At 24.6% G+C, this 19727-nt stretch carries 8 protein-coding genes; 3 read left to right on the top strand and 5 right to left on the bottom strand.

The features are described from left to right. Window positions 1-10: 10 nt before the first annotated feature. From D2846_RS01595 to D2846_RS03605, 3 genes are all read right to left on the bottom strand, one after another. Entirely contained in the window at window positions 11-934 is a 924-nt protein-coding gene (locus tag D2846_RS01595; protein WP_117275196.1) for a site-specific integrase, read from the bottom strand. After that, a complete protein-coding gene (locus D2846_RS01590; RefSeq protein WP_117275194.1) occupies window positions 903-2699 on the bottom strand; it encodes a restriction endonuclease subunit S in 1797 nt (598 codons plus the stop codon). Before D2846_RS01590 ends, D2846_RS01595 begins: the two co-directional genes overlap by 32 nt. 384 nt (window positions 2700-3083) lie before the next feature. After that, complete coding sequence (locus D2846_RS03605) at window positions 3084-3428, bottom strand: hypothetical protein (RefSeq protein WP_223211528.1); 345 nt, start codon at window positions 3426-3428, stop codon at window positions 3084-3086. Between the two features lie 959 nt (window positions 3429-4387). Between D2846_RS03605 and D2846_RS01580 the strand changes: the two genes are divergently transcribed. Next, window positions 4388-9007 carry a hypothetical protein gene (locus D2846_RS01580; RefSeq protein ID WP_117275192.1) on the top strand — a complete coding sequence of 1540 codons (4620 nt, stop codon included), beginning with the start codon at window positions 4388-4390 and terminating at the stop codon, window positions 9005-9007. Window positions 9008-9046: 39 nt separating this feature from the next. Here D2846_RS01580 and D2846_RS01575 read toward each other — a convergent pair whose 3' ends face one another. Beyond that, the gene (locus tag D2846_RS01575) at window positions 9047-13915 is read right to left on the bottom strand and encodes a hypothetical protein (RefSeq protein WP_117275190.1); all 4869 of its coding nucleotides are present in this window, start codon (window positions 13913-13915) and stop codon (window positions 9047-9049) included. A 196-nt stretch (window positions 13916-14111) separates the two neighbouring features. Then, window positions 14112-16817: an RNA polymerase subunit sigma gene (locus D2846_RS01570; protein ID WP_117275188.1), complete on the bottom strand. Its 2706-nt coding sequence runs from the start codon at window positions 16815-16817 to the stop codon at window positions 14112-14114. A 1073-nt stretch (window positions 16818-17890) separates the two neighbouring features. On the opposite strand from D2846_RS01570, the gene D2846_RS01565 reads away from it, so the two are divergent. Together D2846_RS01565 and D2846_RS01560 are read left to right on the top strand one after the other, a co-directional pair. After that, window positions 17891-18331 carry a hypothetical protein gene (locus D2846_RS01565; RefSeq protein ID WP_117275186.1) on the top strand — a complete coding sequence of 147 codons (441 nt, stop codon included), beginning with the start codon at window positions 17891-17893 and terminating at the stop codon, window positions 18329-18331. 157 nt (window positions 18332-18488) lie between these two features. Next, window positions 18489-19727: a hypothetical protein gene (locus tag D2846_RS01560; RefSeq protein ID WP_117275184.1), complete on the top strand. Its 1239-nt coding sequence runs from the start codon at window positions 18489-18491 to the stop codon at window positions 19725-19727.

Here is a 19727-nt window from a genome sequence, read left to right as displayed (position 1 = left end):
ATTTATTTTTCTAATTTAAACTAGATATCGAGCGCATTACAACATCAATATCTTTATTTTCGAGTTCATTTATAATGTGTAAGTAAATTCTTTCCGTTGTGTTCATACTTGAATGCCCTAAACGTTTTGCAACAGAAGCAATAGAAACACCTGCATATAATAAAATAGATGCATGCGTGTGTCTAAGTCCATGAATTGTTATTATAGGTACATTAGCTATTTTACACCTTCTTTTAAGAGTGTCATTTATAGTCGAATTATAAATTTTTTCTTTTAATAAAAAAATTGGTTTATCAACAGGCAAATCCTTAATTAACCCAGAAAATTGTGATATCGTTAATCAATCTAGCGGTATTTTTCTTATTAATGATTTATTTTTAGTTGGTAAAAAACCACCATTTTCTTTATAATTTCATGTTTTAGAAATATTTAAAGTTTGCTTAGCAAAATCAAAATCTTCAGGGGTTATTGCTATAGCCTCAGAAAACCTTAATCCAGTTTTAGCTATCAATAGTAATAACCAATCAGGGTTTAATTTATCTTTTAGTTTTAAAGATTTTAAAAGTAATTGTAATTCAAACTGACTTAAAAATTTTTGTCTTTTAGCTCTAGGTGGTTTGCCTTTTACAACAACCTTTCTTGTTGGATCATTATCTAATAAACCTTCATCAAACGCATCTAATAAACAACTTTTTAAATGGTGATGAAAATCCATTGTTGTTTGTCTCTCGTGATAATATGCATAATCATTGAGTAATTTTTGATAATTTGTTCTATCAATATCGCATAATCTTAATTCTGGTGCTAGTTTTATTATTCAATCAAGCGATAGCTCATATTTCATAAAACTAACCTTTCTTATAGAACCTTTTTTATAAACATATATTCAATTTTGAAAATATTTATAAAACAATATTTCTGATTTTTTCTTCATTTTCCCTCCAAAAAAGCCCACGCTGATGAAGGGTGATAAGGTTATTTAAATAATCATGTATTTTGCTAATTTTTTGTTCTTCTAAAGAGGATGTTGTATAAATCAAAATATCCAAAACATCATTTAATAATAATGAAGGTATTCCGGAATTTTTTATTAATTTAGAAATTTGTTTTTTTTGTTTTTTTAAATTCCAAAATACAAACTTTAGATGGCTTTCTTTTACATTAATAGAAAACACTGAATTTCCGGCTCAAAAATTGCAATCTACATAATTTGCAAATCCTGCCCCAATGCCTCTTGAACTCATAACAATTTTTCCTTTTTCTTGATTAAAATATTTGTAAAAACCAGTAAAATTTGTCCCTCCATTATATACAGGAAATTTAAAAAGATGTGATTGCATATTTTGATGAATAAATTCTCCAGTAAAAATTGTTGAAATATTTCCCAACTTTTCCTGTTCTCAAGCGTTAGTGAATTCCTTGAATCTTATTGAAGGAATGTTTGATTTTTCATCAGGAAACATCTTATCTAATAGCGTCTTTTTAATATTTTCAAGAGCTTTTAACTTACGCTGATGAAGGGTGATAAGAGTTTTTAAATTATTAAATAATTTAGATATTTTCTCTTGTTCTTTTAAAACAGTCATATTAATTTTAAAATTTATAACACTTCATTTTGATAAATTTAATTGAGAAGATCCACCACCTTTTTTCATTATTTCTTTTTGCTTTCTATTTATGCAAAATGAAATAAAGTGCGAATCAATTCTTTGATAATTATTATTTCTAAGTAATCCTACTCTTTGGTTTAAAACATACTCATTATCCGAAGGAATAACAGCAGTCATACCTAATAATTTACCCAAGGCAATATCGCTAAGGATAATTACAATATCATCTTTTTTAAGTGTTTCTTTTGAATAATTCAAAAATTTTCCAGAAGGTTTTAAATACCCATTTGTAGATATGGAGTTTAAGTTTATTATTTTGTATTTTCCTTTATTAAGCTGGTTTGCTTCATTAGATACTCCATTATAATAATTTAATAAATTTCCCAACTTTTCCTGTTCTCAAGTGTGAGTAAATTTCTTAGATTTTATAGAAGAAATCTTAAATTTCGCGTCAGGAAACATCTTATCTAATAGTGTCTTTTTAATATTTTCAATGGCCTTTAACTTACGATGATGAAGGGTGATAAGGTTATTTAACAAACGAAAGGTTTGTCCAATTTTATTTTGCTCATTAATATTCGGGAAATCAATGTTAATATTCATAAATTTCTGTTTAGATATATTAAATCTAGATATTCCCTGAGCTAATAAAATAATCTTTTTTCTCATTTTTTTATTTCTCAAATTATTTGCAAGGAAATAAATATCGTAACTGTCAATGTTATCGAATCTTAAACTAAAACAAAAGGAGTTTAAATAAACGTTTTCTATATTAAAAGATCATACAGAAGTCATTCCTACTTCTTCAGGAGTTTCAGAAGAAGTTGTAACAAAAATATCTCCGTATTTCACGCTATTTTGTTTTGTATCTTTTTTTATCAAATCTAAATCATATATGCTAGTTATTGGATTTTTAAAGACATTTAAGTATGTTACGTATTTAGCATTCCCGTGTCCGAAATCTTTTTTAGTTTTACCTGACAAACCTGAATATGTCTTTCCTAAGTTACTCAACTTTTCTTGTTCTCAAGCGTTAGTGAATTCGTTGAATCTTATTGAAGAAATGTTTGATTTTTCTTCAGAAAACATCTTTAAACAGGGGAAATGTTTTCGGACACTTTAATCCTATTCGGATTCAATTCTTGAATTTAATCCAAAATTAAATCCGAATAGGATTTTGTTTTTACAATTTTATTCTTTTATAATTATATCAATTTACAAATTCTCTAATTTTGTATGATAATTCATCAAAATTCATTTGACGACACTTCATAGAAAATCAGGAAAAATTTCGCTATTAAGTATTGAAAAAAATACTCAATTTTTACGATTATTTAGACTATTACCAATTATAGACATTGATATCTTCTCGTTTAAAGATTTAATTTTATTAATATAATCGATTGAAGAATATGTAGAGCCATGATCTGAATGTAAAAAAATTATTTTTAATTTTGTATTTTTAATACTATTTTAAACTAATTGAGTATCATTATTTAATGATATTTCATATGTTACAAACTTTGTTTTATGATCAATTATAGCTGATAAGTAAATATGATTTTGATTAATGTCTTTTGGAGCTGGTATATAAGTTACATCAGTTGCATAAATTACATTATTTCTTGAAATATAATCTCTTTGAACCAAATCTGTAAACTTAAAATTAGTATTTTTATCTTCGTTTTGTCTCTTTTTTCTACGTACGAAAGTGAATGAACTTAATCTTTTAATATAGTTTTCAAGGGTTCTTGGGTTCACTTCAATATTATAAGTCAAAAGTAAATATTTGGATAATCTTCTTCTTCCGTATCTCATTTTGTTATCAGTAAAATTTTGACGAATAACTTCTTCGTGTCTAATAAGTTTTTGTTTCTTCGATTTTTAATCTTTAACCTTTCATAATATATTGATCTTGCTATTAATAAAATCTTTGTTATGTTACTCTATGAAAGTTTTTCTATTTCTTTAATTTTTTTGATATCGGTATCAATGTTATTTTCATTAAAAATTCTGTAGTATTTTTTATCACCGCATCTTTTTCATCATCTTTAGGGTATCAATTCATGTATAGTCAAGAACTTTCCTTTTCTTTCCGCCTACCCTTTGCTTTTTTTGCTTGCTTTGCCAGTTTTAGATTGAATATTTATATTCAAATTATACGTTTTTCTTTTTTCAACATTCTTTTTAATGATTCTTTATTCCAATAATTTTGTTTAATAGAAAAAGAATTTTGTTTGAATTTGAATTTACCGATCTTGCAATTTTTTAAATCATCATATACGTTAAAGATTTTTACTCATTCTTCTGTTTTTAAATGCCTCGTAAATATTCTCCTTTTAAATATGCGAAAAAATCATTTGGAAGTGTCTGAATGATTTTTCCCAGTCTATAACAAAAGAATGGGTGTTTTTTTAAAATTGTAATATTTTTTAATAGCGAAATTTATGTCTAATTAATTTTTACTTAATAAAAGAAATATTAAGCAGTTAATTAAAATTAAACAAGTCTTTTTAAGAATTGTATTATGGGTAATAAAAAAATCATATAAAACTTTATTAAAAATTGCAAAAAACTTTACGATTAAATTTTATTAATACAAAAAAACCACACCTTTAACCTTAGTTTTAAAAAATATTAAAATTATATGTAATTGAATTAAAAACATTCTTCCCACATAAATTTATTTACTATTACAAAAAACAAGTCATCTTATTGATAAAGGTGTAAAATATAAAATAAGAAGAGTATATTTATTTTATAATAGCGGGGTATTGATGAAAAGATCTGTAAAGAAAAATATATTTAAAAAAATAAATTTAATTCCCTTTCTAGGTTTAACTACACCATTCCTGGCATCATGCAGTTATGACAAAAAGGTTGAAACAGAAATTCAAAAAAACGAAGTTAAAAAAATTGAGTTTTCTAAAGTGACACAAAACAAAGCGACAATAATAATTGAACTGAAAAATAATATTAATGCAAATGCTGAAGAGTCATATATTAATGTTAGTGGACTTATAGATTCTTATGATATATATTCAAACCCAGAAGGTATTAATAATAATAAAATTATTTTCACAGTTAATAACTTACAACAAGATTCTCGCTACTTTATCAAGAGTCTAACAATTAATAATGAAAAAGTCGAAATACCTAATTGAATCAAAACGGATTTTCAAACAATTTCTAATGATAATGAATTATTGATAAAAAATATAGAAGTCTATGATATTGATCATTCGAATGCTAAATTAAAAATAAATTATAGTTCAAAAAATGACTCATTGATTTCCAAAATTAAATTCGAGTTCGAACCTAATTTAAAATATAAAATGGTGTCATACCAGGGTGATTATGCGATATATAGTATAACTAATTTAAAACCAAAAACTAAATATATGTTAAAAAGTGTTAAATTAGATAATAATGAAATTCTATATAGCCCTAACAATGTTTCATTCATAACTCCGGAAAATTTAAAAAATCAAAACAACGAACAAGATAAACCTACAACAAGTGATTCAGATAATAAAAATATTTTTGTGAATAATTTTGAATTAATTAATGATACTGAAACATCAGTAACAATACGTGTGTACTTTTCAAAATTATTTGATAAAAGTCAAAGAAATTTTCTTGAAATTACTTTATCAGATGATAAATATCAAACAAGTAATGTTATTAATTATGATCAAAATTATGTAGATTTTGTTATCAATAGCCTAAAACCTAATACAAATTATAGAGTGCTTGAAATAAAATTGAATAGCAACAAATTATCAATACAAAAACAATTTGATTTTGTTACAAGAGAATATAATAATAACAATAACCATAATAATGATCATCAAAATATAGAAAAAAATGAACCATCGATTTCTTCTTACACAACTTTTTACAATGATGAGTTAAATGTAGTCGAAAAAGATAGCCAAAATTTCGAAAATATCAAAAACGACCCAAAACTTAATAATTACTTTAATTTTATAAAAAAATCTAAGTCTAATATTCCAAATGAAAAATTTGAACGAAAAGAACAAAGTGAAATTATTGACTTAAAAATTACAAACAATATACTTAAAGTTAAAATAAAAATAAACAGCAATTATGATCACCTAAAATTAAAAATAGAAAGAAAAAGAAATATAAGTTTTATTGATCAAAAGAATAATAAAAATAATATTGCTGAGTTTGAAATACAAAATATCCAAAACGGTGAAAATATTAATATTATAGGACTATTTCAAAATGATGAAGAAATAAATAATTTCAAAAATAAAAACTTTTCTATATCAAATAAAAAAGTAAACGAGCAATCTGGAGCATTTACTTTTCAAAATTTAACTGAATGAAAACTTTGAGAGGCATCTTCATCACAATATAGTTTTGCTATAGATGTATGAAGATCAGTTTCTAATATAGAATGACCTAATGCATTTGCTTTAAGAATAATAAATAACCAAAATAAAATCGAATATATTGATTTAAACTATGTAAATAAAAGAAGCGAAGCAGAACCAAGAAGAGTTGAGGCGTATTTTGAAAGATCAAAAGTCAATAAAGTTTTGAATTTGGTTTTAAAGAATGGTAATGAATATTATGATTTAACAAATTTTGATCATGTTATAGAAAAACCAAATGCTAACGATGGTGATAAAATTTCTAATTTTAATATTAATTCAGTTAGTGTAACAAACAATATAGTTAATGTTAACTATACAAATGATATTCAATCATCAATTAATTATGTTGATTTTTTAGTCAAAAGTACTAATCCATTTCAACCTTGATCAAAAATAATCAGAGCAAATATAGACCATAACCAAAAAATTAGTTCATTTAATACAGAAATGCTTCCCAAAAATATTTCAAAGTATATTATTGTTGCTACAAAATTACAAAACGAAGTTATTGACTATGGGTTGAATGAAAAATATAAATTTGCGGTTAATAATAGTCAAAAAGAGTTTAATTTACTTGATTTTAGAATAATTAAAGATGAAAACAAAAAACAATTATTAGCTTCTGCAATATTTGATTTTGAACAAGAAGATTTTGCTTTCTTTGAAGATAAATGGTTTCAATTTACTTTTGAGCCAGAAGTCGATGAAAGTTCAAAAGAATATTATGGATTCAATTTTGTTACGGAATATAAAATTAATGTGCCATTTAAAAATTTATGAAAATTCGGACTAAATGGTTTTTATGAAAATACCAAATATAGTTTAAAATCGATTAAAGTTATTGAACCATTTACTCAAGATCTTTATTATGAAAACATTAGTATTTCAAGTAATCTTAAAAAGGATTTTATTTATAAGTTTAACTATCCTAACACTTTAAATAATTATGTGATAAAAAGTGATAAAGTCCATACTGAATTTAATTTTAATGATTCAGATTTAATAACTAAAAATCTAAATTTACAAAAACAAGACTTAATAAATATTTGATTATCAAATGAAACTAAATCTAAAATACCATATTCTATCCAAAATCACTACGCATTAATTGAATATGAGCGTTGTCATTTTTATAAAAATGCTGCCGGTTCTATTAAACCAAGAAAAAACTTTATAATGATTAATGAGGAAGGCAATGAAGTAAATCTAAGAGTGATTGCTGGTCGTAAAATTTTAGATAATGCTGTACCTATTTTGGATGATAACCATAAAAAAGTTACAATAACAGAAAACATCGATCAATATAATGGGTTAAGCTCAATAGGGAATGAGGCTATATTTATTTTTAGACTAGAGCTAGATAATCATAAACGTAAGTTATCTGAAACAACTCCACTAGATCCCGCTTCTACTACTGCTAAATCATTTATAAGTATACCTATTAGTTATAAGGATATAAAACAAAAACAAGTTATTGATGATGCAACATTTACATTTTTACAAACTCGTGGAGATATTAGAATTCATGAAGTTATTTCTAAACAAATTAAAGATCGTTTTCAATTTAAGGTTAGTTTAGCTGATAATAACTTGAAACTTGAAATTATACCTAAATATGATAATGTTCTAATATTTGATAAACTTTCAGATCATTACTTTTCGCTAGCTAATTCCACTTTTATAGGTAATGTTTCAACAACATTACATTGAATCAAAACAATTAATAATAATCATGAAATAAGTTTTAGCGCAACTCCTTTAAAAGATAATCTTTCTACGAGTTTAAACGAAACTTTTATCAATAACGAAAACAAGGGAAACGATAAATTATTTGAAAAAAATATAACTTTAAAAAATAAACAAGAAAGCACAAAGCGTTTGTATAAAGAAGATAAAACATCAAGTACAGAACATATCAGAAGTCGTTCGTTTAGTTTTCAAAATGTACCTAACGGAACATGAAGTGTTATGGGTAAAGTAAAACCACATGATGATTTGGACTACAACTATTATGTTGTTAGCAATTCTCATGTTTGAAAAGTTTTTGCGAAAAAATCAGGTGTCTCTATAGATGGTAATGAATATAAAGTTTTAAATAATACCTGATTCAAGGTTCCTATTATTACTGAAAAACCTGAAAACATAAACGATTCAAATCCCACACCTTATTTCGATAATTCAAATGTTTGAAATCTTAACGGTGTTGAATTCAAAATCGAATCAATAGTAGACTTCGATGATGACTCTTATTATCCTCATCCAAGTGATTTCAAAGATACATATGCTGAATCTATCAAAACAAACACCGGAAAAGATCCTTGACTACTAGGTAGAGCCGATTTAATTGTTGCAAAAGTTGATATGAGCTTCTTTTTTAAGAACTTTAGTTTAGAAACTTTGGATCAAGCAACATATAATGGGATTCCGTTAAATGAAAGACAAAAAGAAATTATTAAATTCTTCTTAAACTGAAAAAACTTACCATTTGTTGAGATCAGCTCTTTCAATCATCATTTAAGTGAATACTACAATCTTAATTGATTTACAGCACCATACCCAGGTTTAGCATCAAATAATAAAGATTCACGTAAAGGGAAGCGTTATCGTGAATACTTACTAGGTAACACGAATAATGTATTTAGTGTTGTAAGTTATTTAGGTGCAACATCTAAAAATCTTTTGGTGCAATTTGACACAGATGTTGTGGATATAGCTGGTGGAGCATCTGGAACAACAGTATATGACTCAAAAAATAAAATAGCCGGGTTTGTAGTTGAAGCAACAAAAGGTGCTAAAAAAGATGAAAAAGGTGTATCCGGTATATTTGTTGTTGATGGACATAAATATAAGTTTATAGGTGATGGTACAACACCGCAAAACCCTGCTTCTTTCTATGAAAGGGTAAGATTATTATCTTATTTATATCCCGAAAGATATGAAAATACCAATTTCTTAAAAACTCCTAAAATTTACAATATAGATGAAGATTAAAAAATATACACAATGCATTGTGTATATTTTTTCTAAGTTCTAATCAAAATAATTTTTCTTTACTTCAGCGAAATTTATTGGGTCATATTTTTCTGGATATAGATATGACAATAGTCTCATTCTCTCATAAAATGAACCTTGGTTTTGTGGTGTATCACCTCTTCCGATAAATGATATTTTATGTCCATCGACAACGAAAAAGCTTCCAAAACCTGGTTGATTTGCTCCAGCGTTCCCTCCTTGGACGTGCAATCCAACAATATTACCTTGTGAATCATAAATACTTGTTCCAGATGCTCCTGTTCCTAAATCAACAAATTCTGTACTATATGAAATAGCAAGATTATTTACAGTGCTACCTAAGTAAGATACACGACCTATAGAAGAAGGTATGTTACCTAATAAATATTCTCTATATCTTTTTATATCTGCATTGCTACTATCTTTATTAAATGAAGCATTATATGGATAAGCACCATAATATCAGTTTAGATTAACAGATTCATTTAAGTGCAATACCATTCTGCTTGCTTTGACCATAGATAACTTTTCTCAACCTAAAAAGAATTTAACTACACTTTTTTCGTATTCTGTCAATTCATTTCCATTATAACTTCAACTATTTTCGTCCTTCGATTTAAAATTATTGTAAAAGAAACTTAAATCCAATATAGCAATAGCCATATCAGCTCTTCCTTCTACTTCAAATTTAGGATCAAGCGTATTACCATAACCATCTTTGACGTCTTTAGGACTAGGAAAGCTCGTTTCAGTATTAAAGTCAGTTATAAGTTCTAATGAAAACCTGATATCTTTGGCTCTTCATTTATTTTCTGAGGTATATATTGGGTTTATAACGCTAGTGTCGTTGTTACTTGGTTTATCAACTAGTATGGGCACTAATAATGAAGCATCATTAATATATTTTGTTAAATCACCATCCGCACTTATATCACCACGATTTAAATCTACTCAAACATGTTGATTTGTAATTACATAAAATCTATGATCACTTTCATCACTTGGCTTAACTTTCCCAAGAACACTTCAAGTTCCATAGTATTCTCCAAATGTAAATGTTCTTTTTCTTATGTCATTTATTGTAGGAGCTGAGTCTTGTTTAAATAGCCTTCTAGTTCCATCTTTTTTAGAAAAATTAATATATTTATCAAATAATGATCTATCAGTATTAGATTCACTATCTATATATAACTTATCTGTGTCAATTGATAAATTATTTTCCAAAGGTTTTCCTTCAAAAGTGATATCTTGAGACTCTTTTTTATGAATCCAGTGAACAAAAAAGGTTGAATTACCAATAAATGCAGAATTCTCTAATGAGAAATAATGATCTGGTAGATAATCAAAAAGCCTAGTTTTATTATCCTTAGATAGTATCCTTATTGACATTTTATTATTTTTATCTAACTTAATATTGAACTTAAACTTATCAGCAATTTCCTTTTCTAAAACCTCATGAATCTTTCTGTTTCCCCTTGCTTGGAAAAATGTGAAAGTGGCACTATCTATTTCACCTTGTTCTTTTAATAACTTATATGGAATAGCTATTTGAACAAATGCTTTAGCATTTCTTGACTCAGTTTGTATTATTGAACTGAGTTCTGAAAGAATTCTTTTCTTAGTATCTAATTCTAATCTAAGAACAAAAAATGATTCATCATGATTTTCAAGGTTTTTATATTCAGAAAGATCTTTTATTAATGTAGCCTCTGTTCTTTCTGTATTAAAATTAAAAAATGTTTTATCTATAATTTCTCTAGGCGCTAAGAATCTGTAGTTTATATGTTTGCCATTGTCATCTACCATAATAAATTTTTTCTTTTCTTTTAATCCACTTGTTAATACTTTTTTGTAAAAGTAAAATTTTTCATATTCCATAAGTGCATAATGGTTTCGAAGGGAATAAGGTATTTTATTTTTCTCACTAGAAGATAATCAATAATTTATTAAATCATCAAAAGTAAGATCCTTTCTTCTGCTTATAAATTCTGAATTATCTTCGTAATCAATAGATCCTTCAATCTCTGAGCTAATTAATTTATTTTCATTCTCGTTATAATTAAATTTATAAACAAATGAGTTATTAATTGTGCTCGAAATACTTATATTATCAAAATAAGAATTTAATGTGTATGGATCAACCACTTTTACTGATTTTAATTTATATTGAACATTTTCATAGAAACCATTTAATCCAAATTTTCAAATTTTTTCAAATGGAACGTAAATTTTATATTCCGTAACAAAATTAAATCCATAATATTGTTTTGTGCTTTCATCGACTTCTGGCTCAAAAGTAAATTGGAATCATTTATTTTTAAAGAACACAAAATCTTCTTGTTCAAAATTGAATCTTGCAGAAGCGAATAACCTCTTGTTGTGTTCATTTTTAATAAAATCAATCTTTTCTAACCTTATATTTTTGGATTCTAAATTATTAATACTAAATTTAAATCTATTTTGAAATCCGAATTTTTCAATTTTATTGTTTACTTTACTTCCAACAATAATAAAATTATTAATATTTTTAGGCAACAAATCTATAGGAATATTAGCACTTAATCTATCACTACTTATATTAGCTGCCATTATTTTTGAATAAGGCTCGAAAGGGTTTAAGCTTTTTATTTTGAAATCTATATGAGAAATATTTAGTGGTAAGCTTTTAACTAAATTAACGGTCACAAAGTTGTCGTTCTTAGTAATTGAATTAATTACAACTAAACTATTGCTATTATTATCTCTAAGATCTTCTGAAGGCTTGTTAATTTGATTTATTCCTGTAATAATATATTTTTTGCCATTTTTAGTAAAGCTAATACCCAAAACCTTGTTAACATTTGTTTTAGGAAGGCCATAGAATTCTATTTTTCTTCTATTTTCTCTACTACTTCCATGAAGTGTAAACGGTTGGCTATGAATATTGAAATTATTATCGAAGTATTCTAATTCAAACCTTGTTGGCCAATTTATATTTTCATCTTTTAATAAAACATTAAAAGCTATTGAGTAGTAATTACTATTAGAACTATATAACTCTCAATTATAAGTTGGTTCAAAAATGAAACCATTTGAATCAGTGTCAACATCGTACACTTTATAAGGTGTAGTTGTTAAGTTTGTTATACTAAGTTTTGTGTTTTCGTCATTCATTACTTCAATTGGACTTACCAAAACATTGGAAGTTAAATCATTAACAATAAATCGATATTTTGAATTCCCTAAACTTTGTGAATTTATTATTTCCTCATTTTTAGTATTATTTGTGTTTTTCTCTATTCTTAAACTATAACTCGAACTTTCTTCATCATTAATTTCTATATCATATTCAATTAGATTATTTTTTATATTTACATCAATGATTCTAGCATACTTTTCAGAGCTATTATCTTGGTTGGTTTTCTCGAAATCTTCATTATAATGCTCAACTTTTGGTTTATCTATAAAGTTAAAATACCCTTGTCATTCACTTTTTGACTTTATAAAAGTATCGCTAAAATTTTCAGAGATTTCAATATTTCTATCTTCGTTAATAAATTCTATAAAGTTAGATGTTTCATTAATTCTTGAATCATACCTTCCACCAGAATTATTGATAGGCTCATCATCTGATAGGTCACTATTTTTAGTTGTAAATTCTTTTTTATATTCCTTAGAAATTTCTATATTTTTGTCGCCAAACTTAATATTTAAAATAGAGAATGTTGTATTTTTTTCTAGATTTTTAATGTGAAAAAGAAAATAGTTATTTTCTTTAATTAGACCCTTATATTCTTTGTTATTTGAGAGGGTAAATGAAACATTATTTTCATCAATATTATTCGAGTCATTTAATCTAAATTTTAAAATTGCGCTACTTTTTGTTACATTATAAAAATAAAGGTCATCAACATAATATCTATCAATATTTGTATTGAAACTAAATACATTTGTTAATAATATTTCTTGGTTATCAATCTTTAGCTTTTCTAAAGTATATTTTTTGTTTGATACTAAATTTACTAAATCAATATCAATATAGTTTTTATTATCGATATTAAATTTAACGATATTATCTATATCATTAAACTTGATATCTACTTTTTTGAAATCATTCTTACTTAGATTGATCCTTATTTTTGCTGCATTTTTACTTAAAGAGTTCAAAATAATAGAGTTAACTGCTACTGTTTCTTGTTCTTTTTGAAATGAATCTTTTAAAGTGCTAAAAGGTTTAAAAGTATTTTTATCCACATTAATTAAGTCTTCATTCACGAAAATTTTGTAATTATCATAAAAAGTATCGCTTTTTAAATTACTTAATTTAAATGTTATAGTATTGTTATTCAAATTATATAAATCATATTTTTTGTCATCAATTACTAAATAAATTATATTTTTAGAATCTCAATTTGTAACATTAAGACTTATTGTCGCTGAATTACTTGTAATATTACTTATAGAAATTTTAGATATATTTAAAGCGTTAGAATCCAGCTTTTTGTCTTTTTTTGATTTAGTAATAAAACTTTTATTTGAAACCTTATTGGAGAAATATATAGCATTATTATTAATTGTCAATGATTGAATCTGATATTCAACATTATTTACTAAATCATTAAAATTAAATAAAATTTTATTCTTACTAATGAAAATGCCGTTTGAAATCGCCTTTATACCTTCAATATTAGAAACTTCTAATTGGACATCATTTAAATTTTTAAAGATGCTAATATTTTCTATTGTTAATATAATTTGAGTTTTTGATTCATCATCAAAATTGTAATCAATTTTAGTTACCTTAGCTTCTTTACTTATTGTTGTTTTATGGTTCGGTGCGCAAGCAACATTAATAAAACAAAGTGAAGATAAAGTGGCTAAAAATGTTATTTTTTTAATATTCTTCATTTTAACTTCCTTCTTATAATATTAATTTTACCACTAAAAATTGCTAAAATATAGTTCTAGCTTTTAATTAGAGTTATTTTTGTTCATAACCAGGATTTGAAAACATTTTTTCATTAATTATAAAAGTCATATGCAAGTTAAACATGCATATGGCTTTTCTGATTAATACTTTTTTATTCAAAATTGTTTTTTAAAATTAATACTCACTAATTATTTTTAAATAAGTATTTTTATCTTTAAAAATTAATCCTAATTTATTATGGTAGTAGAATGGGACAACAGATAGTAACTCAATAATATATTTTTCATTAATTTCAATATTAAACTGTTCTTGAATATTTCTCTTTAATACATCTATAGATATTGGGTCTTCTTCATTTTCGATAAATCATGAGGTTAAGAAATTTAATAATATTAGTACTTCTCTTGAATTGCTTGCATTCTTTGTGACTTCGTTGTTTTGCTCCTTTTCTTCAATTTCGATAGTACTTTCTTTGTCAGTTTCATTAGTTTTTATTTCGCCCTTTTTTAGATCTATATTTTTGCCAAAGGAATTGTTTCAATCTATAAGATACTTATAAAAAGTGTCACTCATATTGTATTTTATTAATGGGTGTTGAAAACCATGTTCTAAAAGTTCATAATAAGTTAATGATTCATTGTTAGTATATTCTTTTGCTTTTTCGCAAAAATCTATTATTTCTTCTTTTTTTATTCCTGTATTCTTGTTTATTGTGTTAAAAGAAGAAAAGATGTTTTTATTTTCTACCTTTATAATTTCGAAATTTCTTTTTAATTCAGCTATTGCATAATAAAAAGTGTTAGTTTTAAAATATTCTTTACTAAACCCCAAGCTCTCTAAATAACTTTTTATTTCAAATTTTTCACAATTATTTAGGTGGTATTGTATTACTTCTAAAATATTTTTGCAACCAAAACTTCTATATAAATAACCATCTAATTCATTAAATTCGATTTGTCTACATAAGTATTGATTAATTAAAACTTCTTTATTTAATATATTTTTGGCTTCTTCTAAAAATTCCTCTTTCGTGTAAAAATCCTTTTTCAATTCATTTTTTAATTTTTGAAATTCAAAATTATCTATATTTGTATTAATTTTTCCACTTTCAATAGAGTAATAACCATTGGAAAAATATTTTTCTAAATATTTACTATAGTTAGAAATTGCAGATGCTTTATGAAACCCAAATTTTTCACTATATTTTTCAAAAAAATCGTCATGATGGCATTTCTTTAATTCTTTTAAAAAGTTTAATATTTGTTCTTCTTCATTGGGTGTACCAATTTTAATTATAGGCATTCTCCCGAAATTAATTTTACTAAATTTGTTTTGTAGAACTTTTTTTAAAATGTTGTGAAGATCATACTCATTTCTGATATCATATTCTTCCATGAGTTTTGGGAATTTTTTCATGAAAAAACTTGTTGAAAATATTGAATCCTCATATTGTTCTAAGTTTAACTCTTCTAAAAAATGATCGAAATTATACTTAATTAATGAATAGTATCTATACTTTTTATTTAGGTTTAAAATAACGCATTCCACCCTTTGCAATATAGATTCTATATCATGTAATTTCAAATCTTTTAGGGTTTTTTCTTTTGCATCATCAGCTAAAGAACTTTCATTAACAATTCTTTGGTAGTGTGCATGTATTTCATCAATATGGATATAATCCTGTGCAAAATTCGTTATTATAAACTCAAGAATATCTCTTTTATTATTTTTTATATATTTTCCGTTAGGTAAATCTAAATAATGCCTTGATTTAAAAATTATTTGTTCAATTTTTCTTTTTCAATCATTCGGTATTAAATCATCATCTATTGCTTCATCTATCGAAGCTCTTGTTGTTTTGGAAATTGAAAATGAGTTTATATAATATACTTGCATTTCGTTTAAATAGAAGTAATCTTTTAATTCATTATTTTTAATATCATAAGTATTATTTAAATATACAAAATATTCTTCATCAAATGAAATATTCATTTTTTTATTAATTAGTTTAAATTTGTTTAAGTAATAACCTACGTCTGGTACAATTTCTTTTTCACCGAATACAATATCGTATAGACGCTTATATTCCTCATCTTCTAAATTTATGAGGTCAACTTGTTTTATAGAAGGTTTTTTCAATTTTATAAATTCATTTATAAATTCAATTTTGTTTGATAAAAATTTGAAAACTTCTTCTTTTAGTTGTTCGAAGTCTTTTATGATTTCATTAAACTCATCAATTTTAGTAAGCATATTAGATTTTTTTAAATAATATTCGATGTAGAGTGATATTATTTCTATTTTTTGAGTCTTGATGGATTCGATGCTGTTATTTTTAACAATTAATGATTCAATCTTATTATCTATAATTGGCGATACTTTAAAAAGAGAGTTTCATAAGTCTAAAAACAATACGTGCTCATTTTTTATATCATTTAACTCCGATATTTTAATTTTTTCTATTTCCTTCAAGATAATATTCGCTCTTTTTATTTTAGGGACAGAAACAGGTATATCTAAGAATGTATACATATCAGATATAGTTTTTATATTTTCATTTTTTAAAAAATCATGATTAACGGTTTCCAAATTATAAAAATCAATTATGTCGTAATCGAGAAAGTATTCATTATTTAAGTTATATGTCGCCTTTTGGTCAGTTTTCAAAAAAGTGGTTATTTTATATACTTCTTTTATTATATTTTTTAATTTTTTTGCTTTTAATTTGTTTTTAGAAATTCTTTGAATTTCCGATTCATCCATATTCAATATATCTTTTGCATCACTGAAGCCATTCTTAACTAAAGAATCAAGAAGCTCTATATCATCAACAAGCTCATTTAATGGTTTATAAATTTTTAAAAAATCATATCTTTTCATTTTCCCTCCATATTCTAATTATATAGAATTATTTACATACTATGCACAATAATGGACGATGGGCTTATATTTTGCTTTTTAATTTTTGTTAAATGAATAAATTTAAATGGTTATTTCATGTGTCCAGTTTTTTAAAGTGATTATAGAATAACATGTATTTTGACTTATTTTTTGAACATTTAACTCCTTATTTCGGAGTTAAATGATTTTTCTTTTTTTTATTTATAGAGGTGTGCGCTTTTTTCCAAAAAAGTTGCTAAAAACTTAAGCAAAAAAATTTTTATTTTCTGCTTTTTTTAAATTTATAAATTTACGCATTTTTTCTAAATTTCCCTACATCAAAAGAGCAATTTTTATTTCATTAATTTGTTTAATTGATCTGCAAGTTTTAAAGTATCCTCATATTTTTATACTATTATCCCTATTTTAGCTAGGACTCATGTAGCAATACTTGTTGAAAGTAATAATGTAGATCCAGCTAATGCTACACCAAGTACTTTACTTCATGTTTTTTTACTCATTTTTATTTTTTCAATTTAATACTATATCACTTTTATATATAAAAGTAAATTTGTAGAAATATGGAAAAAGTTCTAAAAAGCCCTTATTTATAGGTAAAAAAGAATGTATTTGCTTCTTTCATTCATTTTTTTGATTGACAAAAATGTAAAGCGGGATTTTTACTTTTATAATTTAAAAAAATATATAAATAAATTTATATATTTTTCAAAGTGTATTTTTTGTTTTTTGAGGAAATTTAAAGCACAAAATTTATTTGATTTATATAAATATATGTAAATTAAACAAAAATATTCCAGTGTATCTGATTACGTTTTTATATAAATTTATTTAAATTTTGTTTTTTAATTAATATAAAATGTAATTTTTGAATCATTTGATTTTTTTCACTTCTATACGTACTATTAACGCATATTAGTAAAAAAATACATGAAATAAAATGCATAACTTTTTTATAAAACTTATTAATTTTTTTTGTAAAATTAAGAGGTAACAAAACTTACATTAAAAATAACTAAATTTATTTTGAAAAAAATATAACAAAGAGGTATATTATGATGCAAAAATTAAGATTGTTCAGAAAGCAATCAATTGCAAGCTTAGTAGTTTTATTCATTCCATTCTTATCATTACTTAGCTTACTTATCATCCAACCAGGATTTGAAGAATTCTACAAAAAAGCTCACGAGTACACAAATAACAGTATGGATATTGTTTTTGCAGTATTATTTGCTGCATTTACATCATTATTCTTATTCATTATCGCAGTTGTTACATTAGTGAAAATGAACAAATTTATTAAAGAATTCAAAGAAGGTAGAGAATTAAATTCAATTTACACAGCTTGAGTTTTCGTCGCTATCTTCACACTTGTAACTACAGCATTAAGTTTAGTTACATGATACACATGAATCGTTGCTCTTATTTTATTTGTATTTGCAGCTGTAATTTATGTTGTATCAATCATCAAATTAAACAAATTAATTAAAAAATAAAAACTAATTAATATTTCAAAAAAGGCAGTAAATCTGCTTTTTTATTTAATATTTTTTTAACTTACACAAGCAATACAAAGAATGATAGAAATAATTTGTTTAAAAACTTATTTGGTATAATTTCATATTATTAAAAATAATATGAAAATGAGGTTTTATGAAAAGAAAAAAACTAATACTAACATTGTTACCATTAACTTTTATACCAACAACAATAATTTCATGTTCTCAACAAGAACAACCGAAAGTTGAAGAAAATAAAAAAATTGCTAGAGAAGATAAATATAGTCCAAACGAAAGCTTTATAAACAAGTTGAATAATCAAACTTCTGATAACATTTCAGTTGAATTTAATAAACTTAATGACTTTATTAGTTATGATGTTTTAAAATTTGAAGAAGGAAGCAAAATCACATCAAGCAATTTACCAACAGAAGTTTTGACTTTCGATAAAAATGGTTATTCAGAAATGAAACAAGTTACATGGGAAATTAATGATTCAATTAATGCAAGTAATGATTTAGAAATTTTTGGTAGAGTTGAAGGATTTGTTGATAAAAAAGCAAAAATAACTTTAAAAACATCTAAAAGTGAAAATTTTAGTAAATCCGAATTATCATTACTTGATGATAAATTACAACTTAATATTGCAAAAAGTACAAAAGACGGAAATTGAAGAAACTCTGATATCAGAAAGCTTGTAGATAGAACAGAATCATCAGAAAGTATTTCATCAAATTGAAACAACTGACCTGTATTCAATAAACCTCAAAACAATATTATTGTATTTAACTCAGAAAGTTTTGTAAATGTTAGTTCTATAAAATTTGTTTTTGCAAAACCTGGATGAGCAGAAATAAGTAACAATACTACACCATCAGAAATTAGAATTAAATATTCAAATGATGGCGAAAACTGAATTGAAGTAAAAGATCAAGATAAAGTTTTTCAAAATGATTTTGGGCCATTAGGCAATCACCACGAATGGGCTGGATCGTCAAAAACATTTACAATTAATTTTAATACTACAAAAACTAAATGAATTAGTTTTACTTGAAAAGCTGCTAAAAATGAAAATAATCAAGATTTAGGTATTGCTTTAACTGATATTAAATGATTTGGTCCTTACTCTAGTGATGAGACAAATAATGAAATTAATTTTAATAATAGAATTAATAGCATTAGAGTTGGAGACCAAAGCTTTAGACTAAACTCAAATGAAGAAACTTTTACAGTTTCAAATTTAGATCAAGAAATGACTTTTGATCATAATGCATCAAAAGTTCAAAAAGAACTAATTTTCAAAAATGAAAATAAGAAAATTTACAAATTAATTGCTATTAATGACTTAAATTCAAAAGAAATTTACACAATTACATTAAAAAAGGAAAACTAA

Source organism: Mycoplasmopsis edwardii (assembly GCF_900476105.1).
Taxonomy (GTDB): domain Bacteria; phylum Bacillota_I; class Bacilli_A; order Mycoplasmatales; family Metamycoplasmataceae; genus Mycoplasmopsis; species Mycoplasmopsis edwardii.
Note: the sequence above shows the minus strand (reverse complement) of the source record. Positions and strands in the feature narration are given on the sequence as shown.